Raw genomic sequence first — 19,912 nt, 5'->3', positions numbered from 1 at the left:
CCGCGCGAGCATGAGCCCTGCTTTTTCTCGAGCTGTCCACGGCACCCGCGCGGTGTTCGGCGGGGCGTTGGAATGGGACGGCGCGGATGCGCTCGATCCCTCGGCGATGGCGGTCACCGCGCTCGGCATGGGCGTGCCGATCCTGATCGGCGTGTTGATCGGGCGGCCCAATATCGGCCTGGCCGCTTCGCTCGGCGCGATGTGGGTCGGCGCCGCGCCGCGCGGCGCAAGTCTGAAAGAGCATTGGCGGATCGTCCGTGACATCGTCGTCGCGGCGATCGCCGCCGCGGTGGCGGCCGCGATCATCGCCCAGCACGGACCGCGGAGCGACGTGGGGCTGGTGCTTGCCGCCGGTGCCGCGGCGCTGCTCGGCGGATTCAGCCGGCCGATGGCGGTCGCGAGCCAGCGCTTCATCATCTTTGCAACGATCGGACTCGGTGTCGCGGCGCACACGCCCAACCGGATCGCCCTGGTGGTTCTCATCGCCGAGGGGGCATTATGGGCGGCGCTCTGCGGGTTGGCGATCGGTGTGGCGGCGCGGCGATTCGACATCGGGTCAATCGTGGCGAGCGAACGCGAATCGACCGCGAGCTTCGAGCAGAAGTTCCGCCGCTGGCGCGGGACGCTCCGGACCTGGGCGGCATGGAATTACCCGGTCCGGTTGATGGCCTGCCTCACCTGCGCAGCCGCAATTCGGGGCGCGTTCCCGCAGCATCACTACAGCTGGATCGCAGTTGCCGTCTCCTTGCTCACGCAACGGCAAAGCGACAATCTTGTCGCCAAGGTCTCGCAGCGCGCGCTTGGCGTGGCGGCGGGTGTGGTGGCGACCGAAGCGATCGCTATCCATCCGTTACCGGGTTGGGCGCTCGTCGCGATCATCGCGACGCTCGCGGCGCTGAGCCCGTGGCTCAGGAACCGCAGCTATGTCGCTTATACCGCGGCAACCACGCCGCTGATCATGCTGCTGACCAGCGGCGGCGAGACGATCGGCCAAGGGCTGCTGATCGACCGGCTCATCGCCACTCTCATCGCTGCGGGGTTGGTGATCACCGCGTTCCTGGCCGCCCGCCGGTTTATGCCTCGGCCATCTCCGGATAGTCGGCGCCCAGACTGAGGTCGCGATCACCCTCGATGATCGCCAGACGCTCCTTCAGCTTCGCCACCGCTGTCTCATACGCGAACCTGCCGAGCACCAGGTGCCGCGGCACGTCGCTGCGCGACACCGCTTCGATGATCGCCTCGCCGGCGCGGACCGGGTCGCCCGGTTGCTCGCCGCTATAACCGCTGGTCGTCGCCATGCGCTTGCCCGCGGTCTCGGCATAAGCCTCGATCCGGTTCCTGGTCTGGCGCAGCGAGCGGCCAGCCCAATCGGTGCGGAACGGCCCCGGCTCGACGCACATCGCGGCGATGCCGAGCGGCCCGACTTCGGCGCGGAGGGAATCGGTGAAACCCTCGACCGCATGCTTGGTCGCCGAATAATAGCCGGAGGCAGGAAATCCGACCAAACCGCCGACCGAACTGATGTTGACGATATTGCCGCTGCCCTGCTCGCGCATCACCGGCAGCACCGCGCGCGTTATCGCGAACAGGCCGAAGACATTGGCCTCGAACTGATCGCGTATCTCCCGATCCTCGCCTTCCTCGATCGCGCTCTGATAGCCATAGCCGGCATTGTTCACGAGCACGTCGATCCGGCCGAACCTGTCCTTCGCCGCCGCCACCGCCGCATCGATCTGCGCTTTGTCGGTGACGTCGAGGTCGACCGCCAGCGCCCGATCGGGCGCGATCTCGACGATATCGGCGACACGCTCCTTGCCACGTGCCGTCGCCATCACGCGCCAGCCGCGATCGAGCACGATTTTGGCGAGCTCTCGGCCGAAGCCGGTCGAGCAGCCAGTGATGAACCAGACGGGATCGGCGGGGAGCGTCATCAGGGCACCTCTTATTGGGGAAGATCGCACCAAGAGAGATGGGATCGCGGGCGCCCGGCGACAACCGCCGGACGCCCGTCACCGGACTGCGAGAACCAACGCCTCAGCGGCAGTCGATATAGACGGGGTTGCCGATCAGCAGCAGCCCGGTCTTGCCGCGCACATTGGCGCTGATCCAGCCACACGCTCGTGCACGATCGAGCGATACCTTCATGCGCGCATCGTCGCTGTCGATCGTCGAGCCCAGGCCGGCCAACGCCTTGCCATTGGCGATGACCTCGACCGCCGCGCCGCGTACGGCGACCAGGTGCAGTTCCATCGACAGCGTCGCGTTGGGACGCAGCCGTTCGCCCATTACCGCACGACGCCCGCCGGATACGACCGCCATTTCGAGCAAACGGTCGCGCGTCCCCTCGGTGTCGATGAACACGTTGCCGCGTTTGATCCCGGCAGTGATGCCGGGAACCGACAGGCTGTCGGCATAGACCACGGTGGTCGGCCGCCCGATCCGCGACGGACCGTCGGGGTCGTGCGTATCGCTGCCGCCGATCCCGGTCAGGCGCTTGCCTTCGTTGAGCCGGGCGTACCAGAAACCGAGCCCGGCATAGGGGCCCTCGACATTGACGCCGTTGACCGCCTCGACCGCGGTCACTTGGCTCCAGTCGGTGTCGGTCCACAGCCAGCCGCAGCCCATGCAGATTTCGCCACTCGGCGACGCCGGATGGTTGATCGACATGATCGCGCCGGCAGCGGCGATACTCTTCTCGAGCGCGGGAAGATTGGGAACGCCGGGCGTGCCGACGCGGAAATCGACGAAACGCGATGGCCCGAAGATGTTGGTATGGCCGCGAAAGGTGGTGACCTCCACGCCCGGGATCAGCAGCATCTTGTCGAACCAGGGCTGCAGCTCGCGCAGATCATCGAAATGCGCGACGGTATTGTGGTCGGTCACCGCGATGAAATCGAGCCCCAACGCGCTCGCCGCCTCGACCGTCCGGAACAGCGGACACGGCACCTTGCGCCCAAGCTGGCTCTTGCAACTGCCGTCGCTGTTGGCGTCGTGCATATGAAGGTCGCCGCGATACCAATCGGGTCTGTCGACGAGCGGCGGGTTGGCGATCGCGGCGCTCGCGCGCGCCGAGCTGCCGCGGTCGAAATAGACCCTCACTTTATAGGCGGCGCTGCTGTTCGGGCGAGCATTGGGCACCCCGAACTGGACGTGCCAACGGCCGGTCGGGATCGGTCCCGGCAGGTAGCCCGGCGTCGCGTCGCTCGGCGCGATCGTCACTTTGTCGTACGAGCCGCCGCTCCAGCCGCGAAACTGCTTCGAATCCCACACGCCGAGGTCGATCACCGTCTTGTTGGTCTTGTCATAGGACAAAGCGACCGTGATCCGCTCGACGCCCGCGGGGACGTCGAACGGAATCTCGCGATAGGTCTGCGCATCCTTGCCGGTGATGACGCCGGCGACGGTCACGTCGGGCTGCGCCTGATCTTGGCCGGCCATCGCCGCCGGAGCGGCGAGGGCGGCCAGGATCAGCGCGACGAAAAGATGAAATCTGCGCATCAGAAGGCGAAGTCGACGGCGAAGCGGAAATTGCGGCCGAAGATCGGCCGGCCGATGAACAATTGGTCGTTGGCCTGGCCGCTGGTCAGCTCACCCGCGCGCGGATTGCCTTCGGTCAGCCCGATCGCGTTGGTCAGATTGTCGCCATAAGCCCAGAACGAGATGCGGTCGGTCAGCTTGAACCGCACGCTGGCGTTGAGCACGGTATAGGCCGGCAACTTCGAAATGTTGGCGGCGTCGGCATAGCGTTTCGAATAATGCTCCACGTCCATCTGCGCGCGGAAACGCCCGTCGAGCAGGGTCACCGCCGGGGTGGCGCGCAGCCCGAGTTTGGGGACGCGGAGCAGCTGGTGACCCGAATAATCGCGCGGGATCAACGTCGTGCCCGACAGTTCGTTATACTTGAGGTTGCGGAAGGTCGGGTTCTGGATCGTCGCGTTGATCGTGAGGTCGAACCACGAAACCGGCCGGATCGTGCCTTCGAGCTCGACACCATAATCGCGGGTGTCGGTGTAGACGGTCTGGGTGATATAGCCCAACGTCTTCGGGTCGAACTGGGTGTTGCCGATCGAATAGGCATCGAAATCCGTCAGAAACCCGGTCGCGTAAAAGCTGACCAACGGGGTCGAGAGCTTGAACCCTGCTTCCCACATCTTGATCCCCTGCGTCACCGGCTGCGCGTTGGCGGAGGTGATGAAGCTGCCCACGCTCGGCATGCGGAATGCCGAGGTATAGCGCGCGAACACCCCCGCGCTGTGGCTGAACTGCCAATCGGCGCCGATCGTGTAGCCGACATGGTCGAAATTGCGGTCATAGGGCGTGAAGACGCCGTTGCCGGTCAGCACCTGATCGTCCGCGAGAGTGGTCGGGTCGCCGAGATTGACGGTTTTCTGGCCTTCCTGCGCGCCCTTGGCGGTGACCTTTTCCCAGCGGATGCCGCCGTCGAGGCGCAATTGCGGCGTGATCTGCCACTCGTCCGAGCCGTAGAGGGCGAAGACGTCCGACTTGCCATAGCCGTTGGCGAATTCCGATCCGTAGCGGCTGACGCCGTTCTGGGTCAGCGCGCCGACCACCTGACCCGCCGCGTTGAGCGCGACAAGATCGAGCAGCCGCGAATTGCCCGACACGTCCTGCACGGTCGAGGCCGAGTAGCGTTTGAAGGTCTCGCGGATATGCGCGTAATAGAATCCCAACGCGAAATCGTGCGTCATGCTGCCCATCTGGAAACGGTGGGCGAGATGGAGGTCATCGACGAACTCGCTCTCGTCGACCGTTACCGGGCGCGCCGCGTTGATGAACACGTCGCCATTGCCGTTCTGGTTGGCCACGTCGAACGCCTGGCCGGTATCGACATAGCGGAGCTGGACATTGGTCGCGCCAGGATAAGCCTTGAGCAGCGACGATCCATATTGAGTCAGCAACGCCGCCGCCGTGCTGATCGAGGCGGGATAGACGCCGTTGCGCACCGTGTTGCTGTCACGATAGCGCGCCTTGTTCGACAATTTCCAGCCGGGCGCGAACTCCCAATCCGCCATCGCCGAATATTGGTTGAGCCGGATGCGCGTCCCCTGGGTATTGTCGAAGAACACCGGGCCGTTGGCGCTTTTGAGCGTCAGGAACGCCGTCTCGCGGCTGGCGGTGGTGTCGTAATTGGCGTTGAACCCCGGCAGGCTGACGATATTGCCGTCGGAATCCTTGGTCAGCGGGATGCCGGTGTAAAAGATCGCGTCATCCGCCAGATGTTTGTAGCTGAGCGCGATCTGTGCGTTGCCGAAATCCTTCGACAGATCGGCGCGGATCTGGCCGCCTTTGTTGCCGGTATAGCCCGGATCGCGAACGCCGCGCTCGTTGCGGTAGAAGCCGCCCACATCGAACTTCCAGCCATCGGCCAGCGGCGTGCCGACCCAGCCGTCGAAGCGGAACAGGTCGGCGGTTGGGCCGTAAAGCATGCGCGCGCGGCCCGACAATTCGTCGCCCGGCTTGCGAGTGATGAAATTGACCACGCCGCCGGGCGCGTTCGAATAGAAAACCGAAGACGGACCGCCGCGCACCACTTCGACGCGGTCGATCGACTCATCCATGCGGAACGCCTGGTCGGCATTGAGATAGCCCAGCGCCGGATCGTGCTGCACCGGCAGGCCGTCTTCGAGCAGGTTGATCGATCCGAACCCGTCGACCGGGATGCCGCGCGCGCGGACGTTGCCCGATCCTTCGCCGCCCGATGCCTCGACCCAGAAGCCGGGGACCGACTTCAGCGTCTCGGTGACGCTCGACGCGGCGCGCGAGCGCAGCGCATCGTTGTTGAGCGTGGTGATCGCATAGCTGGTATCGAGCTTGGTGCGCTCGCCCGCGCCGGCACGGCCGGTGACGACAATGTCCTGGTCGGTCTGCGCGTCGGGCGCCGCATCGCTGTCGACAGCTACCGGTGCGCTCTGGGCAAGTGCCGAGGGGCTCGCAGTCAAGAGAAACGCTACGATTCCGCAGCGCACGGTAAGTGCTCGGTTGGCCACCCTTTTATCCCTTTTGCTGGTGCAGCGATTCTGCTGTCGCGCCGCGCCTAGGGATGGGTTTTTGCAGAGCGGTGACGCGCCGGTGTCAGCGCTGTGACGTCACCGGGTCAGTTTGATTGCAAAGAGGGTGAGCGCGCTCTTTTGTGCGCTCGCCCATAACCCAAGTCTATGCCTCCACTCCCGCTTTTGCCAAATCGCCAAAAAGCGGGTAGAGGCCCTGACCAATCCACATCCGTACCGCGTTACCTGCCCGGCGCCAGTCGCTCCGGGCCGACGCCGTTATTGCCATCGAGACAGAATGCCCTTTTCCCACCTTCCCCCGTTGCTTGCCGAGGCGCTGACCGCGCGCGGTTACGAAGCACTCACTCCCGTCCAGGCCGAAGTCAGCAAGCCTGAGTCCAATGGCCGCGACCTGCTGGTGTCCGCGCAGACCGGGTCGGGCAAGACCGTCGCGTTCGGCCTCGCCATGGCCGAGGAGCTGCTCCACAAAGGCCAGACCCCGCCCGCCGGCGCGCCGCTCGCGTTGGTGATCGCCCCGACCCGCGAGCTCGCGCTTCAGGTCGCCAAGGAATTGTCGTGGCTCTACGCCAAGACCGGTGCGCGCATCGCCACCTGCGTCGGCGGCATGGATCCCTCGCGCGAGCGCCGCGTGCTGGCGCAGGGCGTGCACGTCGTCGTCGGCACGCCGGGCCGCTTGCGCGATCACGGCGAGCGCGGTGCGCTCGATCTGTCGAGCTTGCGCGTCGCCGTGCTCGATGAGGCCGACGAGATGCTCGACATGGGCTTTCGCGAGGACCTCGAGACCTTGCTCGACGCCGCCCCCGCCGAACGCCGCACCTTGCTGTTCTCGGCGACGTTGCCGCGTCAGATCGTCGCGCTCGCCAAGAAGTATCAGCGCGATGCGCTGCGCATCTCGACCGTCGGCGAAGAGCGCGGGCATGGCGACATCTCGTACCAGGCTGTGGCGGTCGCGCCGGCGGATATCGAACATGCGGTGATCAACCTGCTCCGTTTCTACGAGGCGGAGACGGCGATGCTGTTCTGCGCGACGCGCGACAATGTCCGGCATCTCCATGCCAGCCTGGTCGAACGCGGCTTCGCGGCGGTTGCCTTGTCGGGTGAGCATTCGCAGAACGAGCGCAACCACGCGCTCCAGGCGCTGCGCGATCGCCGCGCGCGCGTCTGCGTCGCGACCGACGTCGCCGCGCGCGGCATCGATCTCCCCACGCTCAGCCTCGTCGTCCATGTCGAGATGCCGCGTGACGCCGAAGTGCTCCAGCACCGCTCGGGCCGCACCGGCCGCGCGGGCAAGAAGGGCACCGCGGTGCTGATCGTCCCCTATCCGCGCCGCCGGCGTGTCGAGATGATGCTGCGCTCGGCGCGCATCGCCGCCGAATGGGTGCCGGTGCCGACCGTCGACGACATCCGCACCAAGGATCGCGACCGCCTGATCGAGGCGCTGAGCCAGCCGGTCGAGCCCGATCCCGACGATTGGGTGATCGGCGAGGAGTTGCTCAAGAACAAATCGCCGCAGGAAATCGCCGCGGCCTTGGTCCACGCTCACCGGGCCGCGATGCCCGCGCCCGAGGAAATGATCGACCGCGTGCCCGAAGGGCCCAAGGCGCATCACCGCCAGGGCTTCGACGACACGGTGTGGTTCCGCATGAATATCGGCCGCCGCCAAAATGCCGATCCGCGCTGGATCCTGCCGTTGATCTGCCGCCGCGGCGGGATCACGAAGAACGAGGTCGGCGCGATCCGCATCCAGGCCAACGAGACCGGCTTCCAGATCCCGCGCGGCATCGCGGCGCGGTTCGCCGCCGCCGTGCTCAAGAGCGCGGGCGCCGATGGCGAGGACGATAGCGGCGTGCGGATCGAGCCGGTCGAGGGCTCAAGCCCCGCTCCCGCGCCCGCACCGGCCCGCGCGACGCTGCATCGTGCCGCACCGACCGGCGACGGCCAGGGCGGCGCCCCGCGCCGTCAGGGCCCGCCCGCCGGCCGCGGCCGTCCGCCGCATGCGCATCGCAAGGGCGGCGCTCCGAACAAGGGACCGCGCCCGCCGCGTGCTTGACGCTACCGTCCGGCGAAGCACTCTCCGCTCTCCGTTCGTGTCAAGGGAACGGGAGTTGAGACCTCATGACGTCTGACGCGACGGCTAATCCCGCAGCTACCGGCCGTCGCATCCTGGTCGATGCCGATGCCTGCCCGGTCAAGGACGAGATCTACAAGGTCGCCTGGCGGCTCGAGGTCCCCGTCTGGGTAGTCAGCAACAGCCATCTCCGCGTCCCCGCGCATCCGCTGATCACACGCGTCGTGGTGAGCGATGCGTTCGACGCCGCCGACGACTGGATCGCCGAGGCCGCAGGGCCGGGCGCGGTGGTGATCTCCGCCGACATTCTGCTCGCCGACCGCGCGCTCAAGGCGGGCGCGCAAGTACTCTCCCCCACCGGCAAGCCATTCACGACAAGTTCGATCGGCGCGGCGATCGCGACGCGAGCGATCATGGCCGATCTGCGCGCGGGGGGCGACCAGATCGGCGGGCCGGCCGCCTTCACCAAGACCGACCGCTCGCGCTTTCTGCAAGCGCTTGACGCCGCGCTGGTCCGGGCGCGTTAATCGAGCCATGGATCTCGACGATCGCCTGCGCCACTATTTCGGCACTGCCGATATGGCCACGCTGACGCCTGCTTCGTTCGAGGCGGGGACCGAGCGGATGCGGGTCGAGCTGGGCCTGGAAAAGGACCGCCCGCGGCGCTTCGCCTTGTGGACCTTGATGTATATGCTCGGCGTCGCGCCCGACCTCGATGTCGCGTTCAAGGACGAGGCGGATCGCAACGCCGCGCGCAATTTCATGGATATGGCCGACAAGGCCGAAGGCTGACCAACTATTCTCCCCTCCCGCATGCGGGAGGGATTTGGCACCTCGCGCGTGCCCGCGAGGAGCGGTCCGCAGAAAGCATCTTGATCGGCGCGCCCTTCGGGAGCCTTTTGTCGACCATGGATCAACCGCGCGAAATCGAGTTGAAGCTCGAATTCGATCCAGCCGACCGCGATCGACTGGATGCGGCGACGGCGTTCGCCGGCGCGGATGCCAACGTCGAGTATCTCGTGGCAACCTATTTCGACACGCCGGACCGCGAGGTGCGCGAGGCCGGCTATGCGCTGCGCATCCGACGCGAAGGCGGGACGCAGGTTCAGACGGTCAAGAGCGAGGGCGCCGCGGCCGGACTGTTCGTGCGCGGCGAATGGGAGCACGAGGTGCGCGGCGACCGGCCGGTACTCGATGCTCGCAGCGGCCCGTTGGCGCAAATCGTCGGGCGCGACGCGGTGGCGCGCCTCGAGCGGGTGTTCGTGACCGACGTCCGGCGCGCGACCCGTGCACTCGATGCTGGCGGCACGCGTTTCGCCTGTGCGATCGACCAAGGCGAGATCCGCGCGGGCGATCGGCGCCTGACGCTGTGCGAAGTCGAATTGGAGCTGGAGAGCGGTTCGGCGCAGGCATTGTTCGACGTCGCGCGCCGCCTGGACGAGGCGGCACCACTCCGCCTCTCCGCTTTGTCGAAGGCCGAGCGCGGCTATCTGCTGGCCGAAGGCGAAATCGACCTTCCGGCCAGGAGCGAACCGATCACGATCGACCCGAACTGCACGCCGGCTGAGGCTTTTCGGGTCATCGCCCGATCCTGCCTGAAGCAGTTCCGCTGCAACGAGGACATCGTGTTGCGAACCGGCGCGCCCGAGCCGCTGCATCAGGCGCGAGTCGGGTTGCGCCGGTTGCGTACCGCGTTCTCGCTGTTCAAGCCGCTGATCGCCGGCGACGATCGGGGCGACCTGCTGCGCGTCGAGCTGCGCTGGCTTGCCGCCGAACTCGGTGACGTGCGCAATCTCGACGCGCTGATCGAGCGCGGGAGCCATACATTGCGCGAGCGGTTGCTCGTCGCGCGCGATTCGTGTTTCGACCATGTCCGGACCGAGCTGGCGTCAGCGCGAACCCGCCTGCTGATGCTCGACCTGACCGAATGGCTGTCGTTCGGCGACTGGTGTTCGGCTCCGGCGGACGCCGCGATACTGCACGGCGATATCGAGCCGTTCGCGGCCGATCTGCTCGAGCGGCGGCGGCGACAGCTCAAGCGGCGCGGCAAGGGGCTGGCCGCACTCGATGACCAACATCGCCACAAGGCGCGGATCGCCACCAAGAAGCTGCGCTATGCGACGCAGTTCTTCGCCTCGCTCTATCGCACCGGCAAGGCGCGGCGCCGCTTCGAGCCGTTTCTCGAGGCGCTGGAGACGTTGCAGGACAAGCTCGGCGAGCTCAACGACCTGGTCGTCGCGCCCCGAATCCTGGCGTCGCTCGGGATCGACGCCAAACCGCCGGGGAGCGGCAAGCGCGAGCAGCTGCTCCGCCAGGCCGAGCAAGCCTATGACGCCCTGATTGACGCCAAACGTTTCTGGCGCTGAGCGCCGACGGTGGGCCAAAGCGGGCGAGAACGACACGATCGCCGGCAAGACGACATGCATGATCACGTGGTCTCTGGCGAAGGGCTGACCTAAGCTCCCCTCCCGCTTGCGGGAGGGGATGAGGGAGGGCATGTCGAAGGCGGCGCTAGAGAAACACGCCCTCCCCTAGCCCCTCCCGCAAGCGGGAGGGGAATCTGGCATGGCGCCCCCTACCCCGCTACAGCACCGCCGATGATCCGCCTGACCGACCTTGCACTGCCGCTCGACCATCCCGCCGAAGCGCTTCCCGCCGCGATCTGCGCGCGGCTGGGGATCAATGCGGACGAGCTACTGAGCTTCGAGATCGCCCGGCGCGGCAACGACGCGCGGCGCAAGAATGCGATCATGCTGATCTATGCGATCGACCTGACCGTGCGCGACGAAGCGGCATTGCTCGCGCGCTTCGCCGACGATCGCAATGTCCGGCCCAGCCCCGACACCACCTATCGCCCGATCGCCCGCGCCACCGGCAGGGGCCTGCGCCCCGTCGTCATCGGCACCGGCCCGTGCGGTCTGCTCGCCGCGCTCGTGCTCGCGCAAATGGGGTTCCGTCCGATCATCGTCGAACGCGGCAAGGTCGTGCGTGAGCGTACCAAGGACACCTGGGGCCTGTGGCGCAAAAGCGTGCTCAACCCCGAAAGCAACGTCCAGTTCGGCGAAGGCGGCGCGGGCACCTTTTCCGACGGCAAGCTCTACAGCCGGATCAAGGACCGCCGCCATCTCGACCGCAAGGTGCTGACCGAGTTCGTCAAGGCCGGGGCTCCGGAGGAAATCCTGACCGAGGCGCACCCGCATATCGGCACCTTCCGGCTGGTGACGATGGTCGAGAGCATCCGCGCGACGATCGAGCAGCTAGGCGGCGAATACCGCTTCGGCACTCGCGTCGACGGTGTCGATATCTCCACCGACGCGGCCGGACAGCGCCAAATCCGCGGCCTTCACCTCCATGACGGCGAATATCTCGAGGCCGACCGCGTCGTGCTGGCGATCGGTCACAGCGCGCGCGACACGTTCGCGATGCTGCAGGCGGCGGGCGTGTTCGTCGAGGCCAAACCCTTCTCGCTCGGCGTGCGCATCGAGCATCCGCAATCGTGGATCGACAAAGCGCGGTTCGGTCCCAGCGCGGGCAATCCGATCCTCGGCGCGGCCGAATATCATATCTCGCACCACGCCTCGAACGGCCGCGCGGTCTACAGTTTCTGCATGTGCCCGGGGGGGACCGTTGTGGCGGCGACATCCGAAATCGGCCGCGTCGCGACCAACGGCATGAGCCAATATTCGCGCAACGAGCGCAACGCCAATTCGGGTCTGGTCGTCGCGATCGATCCGGAGCGCGACTATCCCGGCGATCCGCTCGCGGGGATCGCGCTGCAACGCCATTGGGAAGAGCGCGCATTCGTCGCGGGCGGCTCCAACTACAAGGCACCGGCGCAGAAGCTCGGCGACTTCCTGGCCGGACGGCCGTCGCAGGAATTGGGCGAGGTCGTCCCCTCCTATCGCCCCGGCGTGCAACTGACCGACCTCAGCCAATGCCTGCCCGATTTCGCGGTGACCGCGATGCGCGAGGCGCTGCCGGTATTCGGCCGCCAGATCCCCGGATACGACCATCCCGACGTGCTGATGACCGGGGTCGAGACGCGGACATCGTCGCCGGTGCGCTTCACTCGCGGAAAGGATTTTCAGAGCCTGAACACCGCCGGCCTGTTCCCGGCGGGCGAAGGCGCGGGCTATGCCGGCGGGATTCTCTCGGCGGCAGTCGATGGCATCAAGGTCGCCGAGGCGGTGGCGCTGAGCCTGGGCGCGGAGGGGCGGGCCGAGGTCGAGGCGGTGGTATCCGCTTAGGCTCACGATTTCACTGCCAATTCGTCATGCCGGGCTCGTCCCGGCATCCACCGTGCGGCTAAGCCCGGCCCTGGCGCCTCTTGTCCCACGCTTGCGGCATGGTGGACCCCGGCATAAGGCCGGGGTGACGGTTGGGAATTGGGCGATAACTCAATTAACGCACTCAACTCGCCGCTCCTCAATATTGTAAATCGGACCGCTGTGGATCAAAGGCGCCGCATGGCGCGGCTGATCCTGTTCAACAAACCCTATGGCGTACTGTGCCAGTTCACCGACCGCGGCACCGAGGGGTCGTCTCGCCCTACCCTCTCCGCGTTCATCGACGTGGCGGGAGTCTATCCTGCCGGGCGGCTCGACCTCGACAGCGAGGGGCTGTTGCTGCTGACCGATGACGGTCGGCTGCAATCGCGGATCGCCGACCCGAAATTCAAGACGGCCAAGACCTATCTCGCCCAGCTCGAAGGCGACGTGACCGACGACGCGCTGGCGACCTTGGGGAGCGGCGTGCGGCTGAAGGACGGCATCACGCGCCCGGCGGAGGCCGAGCGCATCCCGGCCCCCGATCTATGGCTGCGCGACCCCCCGATCCGTTTCCGCAAGAACATACCCGATGGCTGGATTCGCCTGACGATCCGCGAAGGCCGCAACCGCCAGGTCCGCCGCATGACCGCGGCGGTTGGCCACCCGACGCTCCGGCTGGTGCGGTGGAGCATCGGCGACTGGTCGCTCGACGGCATCGCGCCGGGGGAATGGCGATCGCTGGACGTGTGAAGCTATTCTTCGACGGCGGCTGGCGGCCGGCGTCGGGGATGGAAACCGCGGTGGTCGTGCAGGGGCGCGACTATGTGCGACAGCGTCTCGGGCCTGGGTCGGCGATGGACGCGGAATGGCTAGCGTTGTTGCACGCGGTGGAGCTGGCCGGGGAACTTGGCTTGCACGAAGCGGTGTTCCTGGGGGATTCGCTGGCGGTCGTCGGTCAGGCCAATGGCACGGTCAGATGCCCGCGCGATCACATCCATCACCTCCAGGCCCTGGCCTCGTCGCAATCGCGGCTGGGCAAGCTGCAGATTCGTCACGTGAAGCGATCGCAGAACCTGGCCGGCGTCGCGCTTGCCCGGCTGCACGGACGGTAATCGGCGACCAATATCCCTTTATTTAAGTAAATTAGTTACGAAAAAAGCCATCGTCCTATTTTCTTGTTGCAAATGGTCGATCGCTTGCGCAGCTTACGAATCGACAGGGCGGCGACAAGCCCCGTCTCACAGGAGAGGCCTCACCTAAAAGGGAGGGTCGCTCTTGACTGCTTCACAAGGCGTTTGGCTGATTCCGTTGCTCGCGCTGTTATGCGCCGGACTGATCGCGGGTTTTGCCGCCGGCATTTTTGGTATTGGTGGGGGGTTCATCGTCGTTCCGGCGCTGATGCTGGTCCTGCCGTTATTGGGCGGCGACAAGCATCAATATGCGCACGTTGCGATCGGCACGTCAGCCGCGACGATCATTCTCACATCGCTCAGATCCTTGCGATCGCATGCCAAGCGCGGCGCAGTCGAATTCGAGATTCTGCGCGCCTGGGCGCCATGGCTGATCTTCGGCGATGCCGTCGGGGTCGTCCTTGCCAGCCATGTCGATGGGCATGTCCTGCTGATGATCTTCGCCATCGGCGTGCTGCTGATGTCGCTCAACTTTCTGGTGCCGCGCTTCAGCGATCACGTCATCTCGGATTCGATGCCTGGCCTGGCGCCGCGCGTCGCGATTGCCGGCGGGCTCGGCACCTTTTCCTCGCTGCTCGGGATTGGCGGCGGCACGATCGCGATCATGGTGATGACGCTGCATGGCCGCTCGATCCATCGCGCGATCGCGACCGCGTCGGGCATTGGCGCGCTGATCGCGATCCCCAGTGCGATCGGCTTCGCGATCATCGGCTTTCGCGAGCATGGCCTGCCCTGGGGATCGCTCGGCTATGTCAACCTGCCGGCGACGGTGGTGATCGCCTCGATGTCGGTGCTGACGGCGCCGCTTGGCGTGGCCGCGGCGCACAGCCTGCCGGCCGGACCGCTCAAGCGCGTATTCGGCCTCTATCTCATCTTCATTTCGATCGTGATGCTGAGGAACGCGATAAAATTCTGACAACGGCGACTGGTCGATGGGACCGACCAACGCGAACAGGGAGACAGACAAGATGATCGACAAAGAAACCGTCATCGACACCGTTCTGAACGAGGAATCGGCCGATGACCTGCTCAGCCGCGGTTATGCCCGCCGCGACCTCGGCCGCATCGCCGCGATCTTTGGCGTCGGTGCGCTGGCGGCGGCGAGCGGCCGGCCCGCCTGGGCATCGGCCGGCGTGCCCGATCCTGCCCCTTCCGCCAAGACGCGGATCGGCGCCAACGAATGCTGGACCGGGCCGCTCGCCCCCGGCCAGGCAGCAGCGGCGAAGATGATCGCGCAAGGCAATCGCTATTCCCCGCACGCCGAGCGCAACGATTTCATCAAGGCAGTAATGTCGGTCGAAGGCGTGCCGTTCGACCATGTCGCCCCTTGGCCCGGATCGAGCGATCCGCTGTCGCGCGCGGTGGTGACCTATTGCTCGCCGACCAAGGGTCTGGTCACCGCCGATCCGACCTTCGAGCTCGCCGGGCGCACCGCGGCGTGGCTCGGCGCACCGGTCAAGGCGGTGCCGCTGACCCCCGATTTCCGCCACGACGTGAAGGCGATGCTGGCCGCGGACCCCAATGCCGGGCTTTATTATATCTGCACGCCCAACAACCCGACCGGGACGATCACGCCGCTCGCCGATATCGAATGGCTGATCCAGAACAAGCCGGCCGGATCGATGGTGTTGATCGACGAGGCCTATACGCATTTCGCCGGCGTGCCGGTGGCGTCACCCTTCGCGGTCAAATATCCCGACGTCATCGTCATGCGGACCTTTTCGAAGATCTTCGGCATGGCCGGAATGCGGATGGGCTATATCATGACCCAGCCGGCCAATATCACCAAGATGATGCGCTATGACGGCGGCATGCAGTCGGGCGCATTGCCGCTCCCCTCTCTGGTCTGCGCGACCGCCAGCCTCACCGCCGCGCCGCTGATCGCGCAACGCCGCGCCCAGATGCAGGCGGCGCGCGCCTTCGCCGTCGATCATGTCAAGAAACGCGGGTTGAAGGTCATCCCGACCGAGGCGAACATGTTCATGATCGACTGGAAGACCAAGCCGGCCAAGGACATGCAGGCCGCGTTCAGGACGCAGAGCGTGGAGATCGGCCGATCCTGGCCGATCTGGCCCAGCGTGTCGCGCGTCACCGTCGGATCGATGGCCGAGATGGCCGCTTTCTGCACCGCGCTGGACAAGGTCTGGACCGCCTGACGATGCGGCTCACGCCGTTCCTTACACTGTTTACACGACTGGGCAGCGGCTCCCCCGCGTCCAACGCGGCCGCGCGCCCAGTCGCATTTTCCATATCCACCGCTGCCGCGCCCCGGTGGGCCAGGCGGCCAATCCGTTCGCGTCGCGGCGATCCAGGACAAGCAACGTCCGCCGGAGCTTCACGAACGGCACTGAGCGGGAGGGGTGTCTGAAGGCTTTCTGTTGAAAGGGGCCTTCAATGAAAAGATCGGTATCTATTACGGCACTGGCACTCGGCATCTTGTGGGCGGCCGGGGCACAGGCCAGAACAGCTGACACTCCGGCCGACAAGACGGCGGATGTGACGGCTGACAAGGCGGCAACCGCGCCGTCCGCGGACGCACCTGGCGATCCCCAGGCAGCCACGCTCCCCGCGGCGACAGCGGTGAGTGGCCAAGCCAGCGACGAGATCATCGTCACCGGCACCCGCGTCGTCGGCACTACGGCGGCGGAAAGCTCCGCGCCGATCAAGGTCCTGGACGCGGCGACGCTGAGCCGCGTCGGTCAGCCCAATCTCAACCAGGTGCTGACCCAGCTCGTCCCCTCGTTCAACGCCCAGGCGTTCGGCGGCGACACCGCGAATCTGACGCTGTCGGCGCGGCTTCGCGGCCTCAGCCCCAATCACACATTGGTACTGGTCAACGGCAAGCGGCGGCATGGCACCGCCAACCTCGCCGTCCTCGGCGGCCCCTATCAGGGCGCGGCGGCGGCCGATCTCGACCTCATCACCCCCGCCTCGGTCAAGCGCATCGAAGTGCTCGAACAGGGCGCCGCCGCGCAATACGGCTCGGACGCGATCGCCGGCGTCATCAACATCATCCTGAAGGACGATACCAGCGGCGGCGAAGCGATCGCCACTGGCGGTTCCTATTACGATACCGGCGGCGAGACCTGGGCCGGCAGTTTCACCATGGGCACCAAGATCGGCGAGAACGGGTTCCTCGACCTCACTTTCTTCCACCGCTTCCACGCGTTCAGCCAGGTCGGCGGCCTGGATCGCCGCGTGACCGACTCCAACGGCGTGCTGCGCACCAACCTCTCGGCGGCGCAACAGGCTCTCTACGCCGGGATTCCCGGCTTTCCCTATGTCAACCGGATCAACGGCGATGCGCGTTCGCACCTGACCAATTTGCAGTACAATGCCGGCTACGATTTCGGCGACGTCCAGGTCTACAGCTTCGGCAGCTATTCGAAGCGCATTGCGTCGGCGTATGAGAATCTGCGCGTGCCCGACCGCATCATCGCCTCGCCGGTGCTCGGCGTCGGCGGAACGCTCGGCGCGCCGGGCTCGATCGTCTACGATCCCGATGGCGACACCCCGCCCAACGGCTTCAACCCGCGCGAGGGCATTCGCGAGGACGATTATTCGGTGACCGGTGGCATCAAGGGCGACCTGAACGGCTTCCGATGGGATCTCAGCGCGACCTACGGGCAGGACAAGAACCTGATCTACACGCTCGATTCGGCCAACCGCTCGCTGTTCATCGACACGCATTTCACGCCCACCGATTTCTATGACGGGCTGTTCAAGGCGACCGAATGGACGATCAACGCGGATTTCTCGAAGGAAGTCGATCTCGGCCTCGCCCATCCGCTCAACATCGCGTTCGGCGGCGAATATCGGCGCAATATCTATGAGATCGGATCGGGCGATCCGGGTTCGATCTACAAGGAAGGCGGACAATCCTATCCCGGCTTCCGGCCGTCGGACGCGGGCAAGCATAGCCGGCACAATTGGGCCGGCTATCTCGATCTGTCGGCCGAGCCGGTCGATGGGCTGAAGCTCGATGCCGCGCTGCGCTACGAGGATTATTCGGACTTCGGCTCGACCTGGACCTGGAAAGCGACCGGCCGCTACGATTTCAGCCCGGCGGTGGCGATCCGCGGCACGGTCTCGACCGGCTTCCGCGCGCCGACTTTGGCCGAAAGCTATTATTCGGCGACCAACGTTTCGCCGACCTCGGCCTTCGTCCAGCTTCCGGCCAACTCGGCCGCGGCCAAATTGCTCGGCTTCAGCAACCTCGGTCCGGAAAAGTCGACCAACTATAGCGCCGGCTTCGTGTTCAGGCCGGCATCGCGGCTGGTGATCACGCTCGATGCCTATCAAGTGAAGATCCGCAACCGCATTCTCGGCACCGGATCGATCTTCGGCAGCGGCGGCGCGATCAACTTCCCGGTGGTGACGCAGGCGATCGTCGCCAACGGCAACGTGCTCGACCCGACGGTCAGCCAGACCGGCATCAACATCTTCACCAACGGCGCGGACACGCGGACGCGCGGCGTCGATGTCGTGCTGACCTATTTCAGCGACTTCGGCGATGCTGGCAAGGTCGATTGGACGATTTCGGGGACCTATAACGAGACCAAGGCGACACGGATCGGGCTCGCCCCGACCCAGCTCACGCCCCCCGGCGGCACGACGCCGATCGCCTTGTTCGACAAATCGGCGATCTCCAATCTGGAAACCGCATCGCCCAAGGTGAAGATCGTCGGCTCGGCCGCCTACAAGCTCGGCGCCTTCTCCTCGACCTTGCGCGGCACCCTGTTCGGCAAGAGCTCGTCCTATGCCTCGCCCGATGGCGGCACCTATTACAAACAGGACATCGGCACCGCGTTTATCGTCGATCTCGACGCCAGCTATACGATCGCCCACACGGTCACGCTGACGATCGGCGCCAACAATCTGTTCAACAAGAAGCCGCCGACGGTCGCTTTGGTCCCCGGCACGACCAACTTCACCCTGGTGAACGGCGGCAACGTCATCGACTCGCCGCTGACCTTCTCGCCCTACGGGATCAACGGCGGCTATTATTACGGCAAGATCTCTGTGAAGTTCTGACGCGAAGACGAGCCGTCCGGGGCACCGGGCGGCTCGTCGAGTTTGGCGGCGCAGCTGCCAGTCCCTCAATTGGACAGGGCAATCGCATATGGAGCGGGAAGGTATAATCGACGGCCCGAACCGTCATGCCGGCCTCGTGCCGGCATCCACCAGGCCTCTTGACGCGAAGCTTGAGCATCGAGCCCTCAGCCTGCCTCCCGGTGGACCCCGGCACAAGGCCGGGGTGACGTAGGGAAAATGGCCTGAAGCTCTTCAAGCGCGGTATTTTCTGGCCAGTTATGGCAATGGGACGAAGCGAAGACCGCTCCCCTCCTGACCAAATACCCCATATATGCGATTGCCCTGCCCAATTGGGCAACAGAGTCGCAATTCAGCCCCGCCGACCTATCTCCAGGCCATGGAGATCACCGAAGACGACATCGCCAAACTCGTTCCCGCTTTCTATGCGCGCGTCCGGGAGGATGCAGTGCTCGGCCCGATCTTCAACGGCGCGATCGAGGACTGGCCGCGTCACCTCGCCAAGCTCCAGGCGTTCTGGTCGTCGGTGCTGCTGACCAGCGGCCGCTACAAGGGCCAGCCCATGGTCGCCCATGTCCGCCATGAGCCGCATATGACCGCAGACAATTTCGCGCGCTGGCTCGCTTTGTGGCGCCAGACGAGCACCGAGGTGCTCGCGCCCGAGGCGGCCGCTGCGTTCCAGGAAAAGGCGGACCGCATCGCCGAAAGCCTGCAATTGGGCGTCCAGTTCTACCGGGACCGAAACGCCGCGTGATCGCTGCGCTTTAGGAACAGGATCGCTGCGGAAATGGCGAAGTAGAAGGCGCCGAACGCCGCGTAGGGCGCGACATCGGCGACGGTCAGGCTCGCGGTCGCATCGGTCGCTTTCTTCACGAACACTGCGCCGGCCAAGGCGGATTGCCCGCCGCTCAGGATCATCGGCCATTGTGCGCCGGAGGTGCGCCAGCGACGAACGGCAGTGGTCAATTGCAGAATACCGGCAAGCCCGGCCCAAATGCCGATGATGGCGATCACGACGTGGAAATCACGAGTAGCCGCGACCGCGAGCGCGACGATCGCGCTCACGATGACATTCAGCATCTGGGTAGGATTGGCGCGAAGGCCGCCATTGCCCTTCGCATCGACATAATTGGCGAGGCTGTCCCATGCGGGATAGGCGATGATCAGCCCGATACCGAGCGGCGGATGCGCCTTGCCAATGGTAAGCGCCAGCGCGACCCATAAGGTCGATACGAGAGCTCGGAGGGCATAATAGCCCGCGAGCCCGTTGCGGTTCGAGGTCGAGATATCGGCAGTCGTGGTCAT

General features: G+C 65.8%; 16 protein-coding genes. 12 read left to right on the top strand and 4 right to left on the bottom strand.

Annotated elements, in window-relative coordinates; all coding sequences use genetic code 11:
- The first annotated feature begins 10 nt into the window (after positions 1-10).
- Entirely contained in the window at positions 11-1,114 is a 1,104-nt protein-coding gene (locus AC1DQQ_RS16350; RefSeq protein ID WP_478045822.1) for an FUSC family protein, read from the top strand.
- On the opposite strand, the gene AC1DQQ_RS16345 is transcribed toward AC1DQQ_RS16350, so the two are convergent.
- The 3 genes from AC1DQQ_RS16345 to AC1DQQ_RS16335 form a co-directional block, all read right to left on the bottom strand.
- Complete coding sequence (locus tag AC1DQQ_RS16345; RefSeq protein ID WP_478045821.1) at positions 1,074-1,931, bottom strand: oxidoreductase; 858 nt, start codon at positions 1,929-1,931, stop codon at positions 1,074-1,076. The two genes, AC1DQQ_RS16350 and AC1DQQ_RS16345, sit on opposite strands and share 41 nt — an antisense overlap.
- A gap of 103 nt (positions 1,932-2,034) precedes the next feature.
- Positions 2,035-3,498 carry a CehA/McbA family metallohydrolase gene (locus tag AC1DQQ_RS16340; protein WP_478045819.1) on the bottom strand — a complete coding sequence of 488 codons (1,464 nt, stop codon included), beginning with the start codon at positions 3,496-3,498 and terminating at the stop codon, positions 2,035-2,037.
- Positions 3,498-5,960 carry a TonB-dependent receptor gene (locus AC1DQQ_RS16335; protein ID WP_478045817.1) on the bottom strand — a complete coding sequence of 821 codons (2,463 nt, stop codon included), beginning with the start codon at positions 5,958-5,960 and terminating at the stop codon, positions 3,498-3,500. Before AC1DQQ_RS16335 ends, AC1DQQ_RS16340 begins: the two co-directional genes overlap by 1 nt.
- A gap of 346 nt (positions 5,961-6,306) precedes the next feature.
- Between AC1DQQ_RS16335 and AC1DQQ_RS16330 the strand changes: the two genes are divergently transcribed.
- The 11 genes from AC1DQQ_RS16330 to AC1DQQ_RS16280 all read left to right on the top strand — a co-directional run bounded on the left by AC1DQQ_RS16330 (position 6,307) and on the right by AC1DQQ_RS16280 (position 19,361).
- A complete protein-coding gene (locus tag AC1DQQ_RS16330; protein ID WP_478045816.1) occupies positions 6,307-8,079 on the top strand; it encodes a DEAD/DEAH box helicase in 1,773 nt (590 codons plus the stop codon).
- Between the two features lie 65 nt (positions 8,080-8,144).
- Positions 8,145-8,624: a YaiI/YqxD family protein gene (locus AC1DQQ_RS16325; RefSeq protein WP_478045815.1), complete on the top strand. Its 480-nt coding sequence runs from the start codon at positions 8,145-8,147 to the stop codon at positions 8,622-8,624.
- Positions 8,625-8,631: 7 nt separating this feature from the next.
- Positions 8,632-8,889: a hypothetical protein gene (locus AC1DQQ_RS16320; RefSeq protein ID WP_478043134.1), complete on the top strand. Its 258-nt coding sequence runs from the start codon at positions 8,632-8,634 to the stop codon at positions 8,887-8,889.
- A 116-nt stretch (positions 8,890-9,005) separates the two neighbouring features.
- Positions 9,006-10,463 carry a CYTH and CHAD domain-containing protein gene (locus AC1DQQ_RS16315; RefSeq protein WP_478045813.1) on the top strand — a complete coding sequence of 486 codons (1,458 nt, stop codon included), beginning with the start codon at positions 9,006-9,008 and terminating at the stop codon, positions 10,461-10,463.
- A gap of 231 nt (positions 10,464-10,694) precedes the next feature.
- Positions 10,695-12,344, top strand: coding sequence for an NAD(P)/FAD-dependent oxidoreductase (locus AC1DQQ_RS16310; protein WP_478045811.1), 1,650 nt, complete (start codon positions 10,695-10,697; stop codon positions 12,342-12,344).
- A 219-nt stretch (positions 12,345-12,563) separates the two neighbouring features.
- On the top strand, positions 12,564-13,115 hold the full coding sequence (locus AC1DQQ_RS16305) for a pseudouridine synthase (protein WP_478032572.1): 552 nt from the start codon (positions 12,564-12,566) through the stop codon (positions 13,113-13,115).
- On the top strand, positions 13,094-13,477 hold the full coding sequence (locus AC1DQQ_RS16300; protein ID WP_478032571.1) for a reverse transcriptase-like protein: 384 nt from the start codon (positions 13,094-13,096) through the stop codon (positions 13,475-13,477). Before AC1DQQ_RS16305 ends, AC1DQQ_RS16300 begins: the two co-directional genes overlap by 22 nt.
- 163 nt (positions 13,478-13,640) lie before the next feature.
- On the top strand, positions 13,641-14,471 hold the full coding sequence (locus AC1DQQ_RS16295; protein ID WP_478032570.1) for a sulfite exporter TauE/SafE family protein: 831 nt from the start codon (positions 13,641-13,643) through the stop codon (positions 14,469-14,471).
- 52 nt (positions 14,472-14,523) lie between these two features.
- Positions 14,524-15,711 (top strand): pyridoxal phosphate-dependent aminotransferase, encoded by a 1,188-nt coding sequence (locus tag AC1DQQ_RS16290; RefSeq protein ID WP_478045809.1) that lies wholly within the window; start codon positions 14,524-14,526, stop codon positions 15,709-15,711.
- Positions 15,712-15,949: 238 nt separating this feature from the next.
- On the top strand, positions 15,950-18,589 hold the full coding sequence (locus AC1DQQ_RS16285; protein ID WP_478045808.1) for a TonB-dependent receptor plug domain-containing protein: 2,640 nt from the start codon (positions 15,950-15,952) through the stop codon (positions 18,587-18,589).
- A 397-nt stretch (positions 18,590-18,986) separates the two neighbouring features.
- The gene (locus AC1DQQ_RS16280; protein WP_478045806.1) at positions 18,987-19,361 is read left to right on the top strand and encodes a group III truncated hemoglobin; all 375 of its coding nucleotides are present in this window, start codon (positions 18,987-18,989) and stop codon (positions 19,359-19,361) included.
- Here AC1DQQ_RS16280 and AC1DQQ_RS16275 read toward each other — a convergent pair.
- Positions 19,337-19,912 carry a DUF308 domain-containing protein gene (locus AC1DQQ_RS16275; protein WP_478045805.1) on the bottom strand — a complete coding sequence of 192 codons (576 nt, stop codon included), beginning with the start codon at positions 19,910-19,912 and terminating at the stop codon, positions 19,337-19,339. The two genes, AC1DQQ_RS16280 and AC1DQQ_RS16275, sit on opposite strands and share 25 nt — an antisense overlap.

The sequence above is a fragment of the Sphingomonas sp. P4_G3 genome (assembly GCF_056401105.1).
This window is presented reverse-complemented; position numbering and strand designations above follow the sequence as displayed.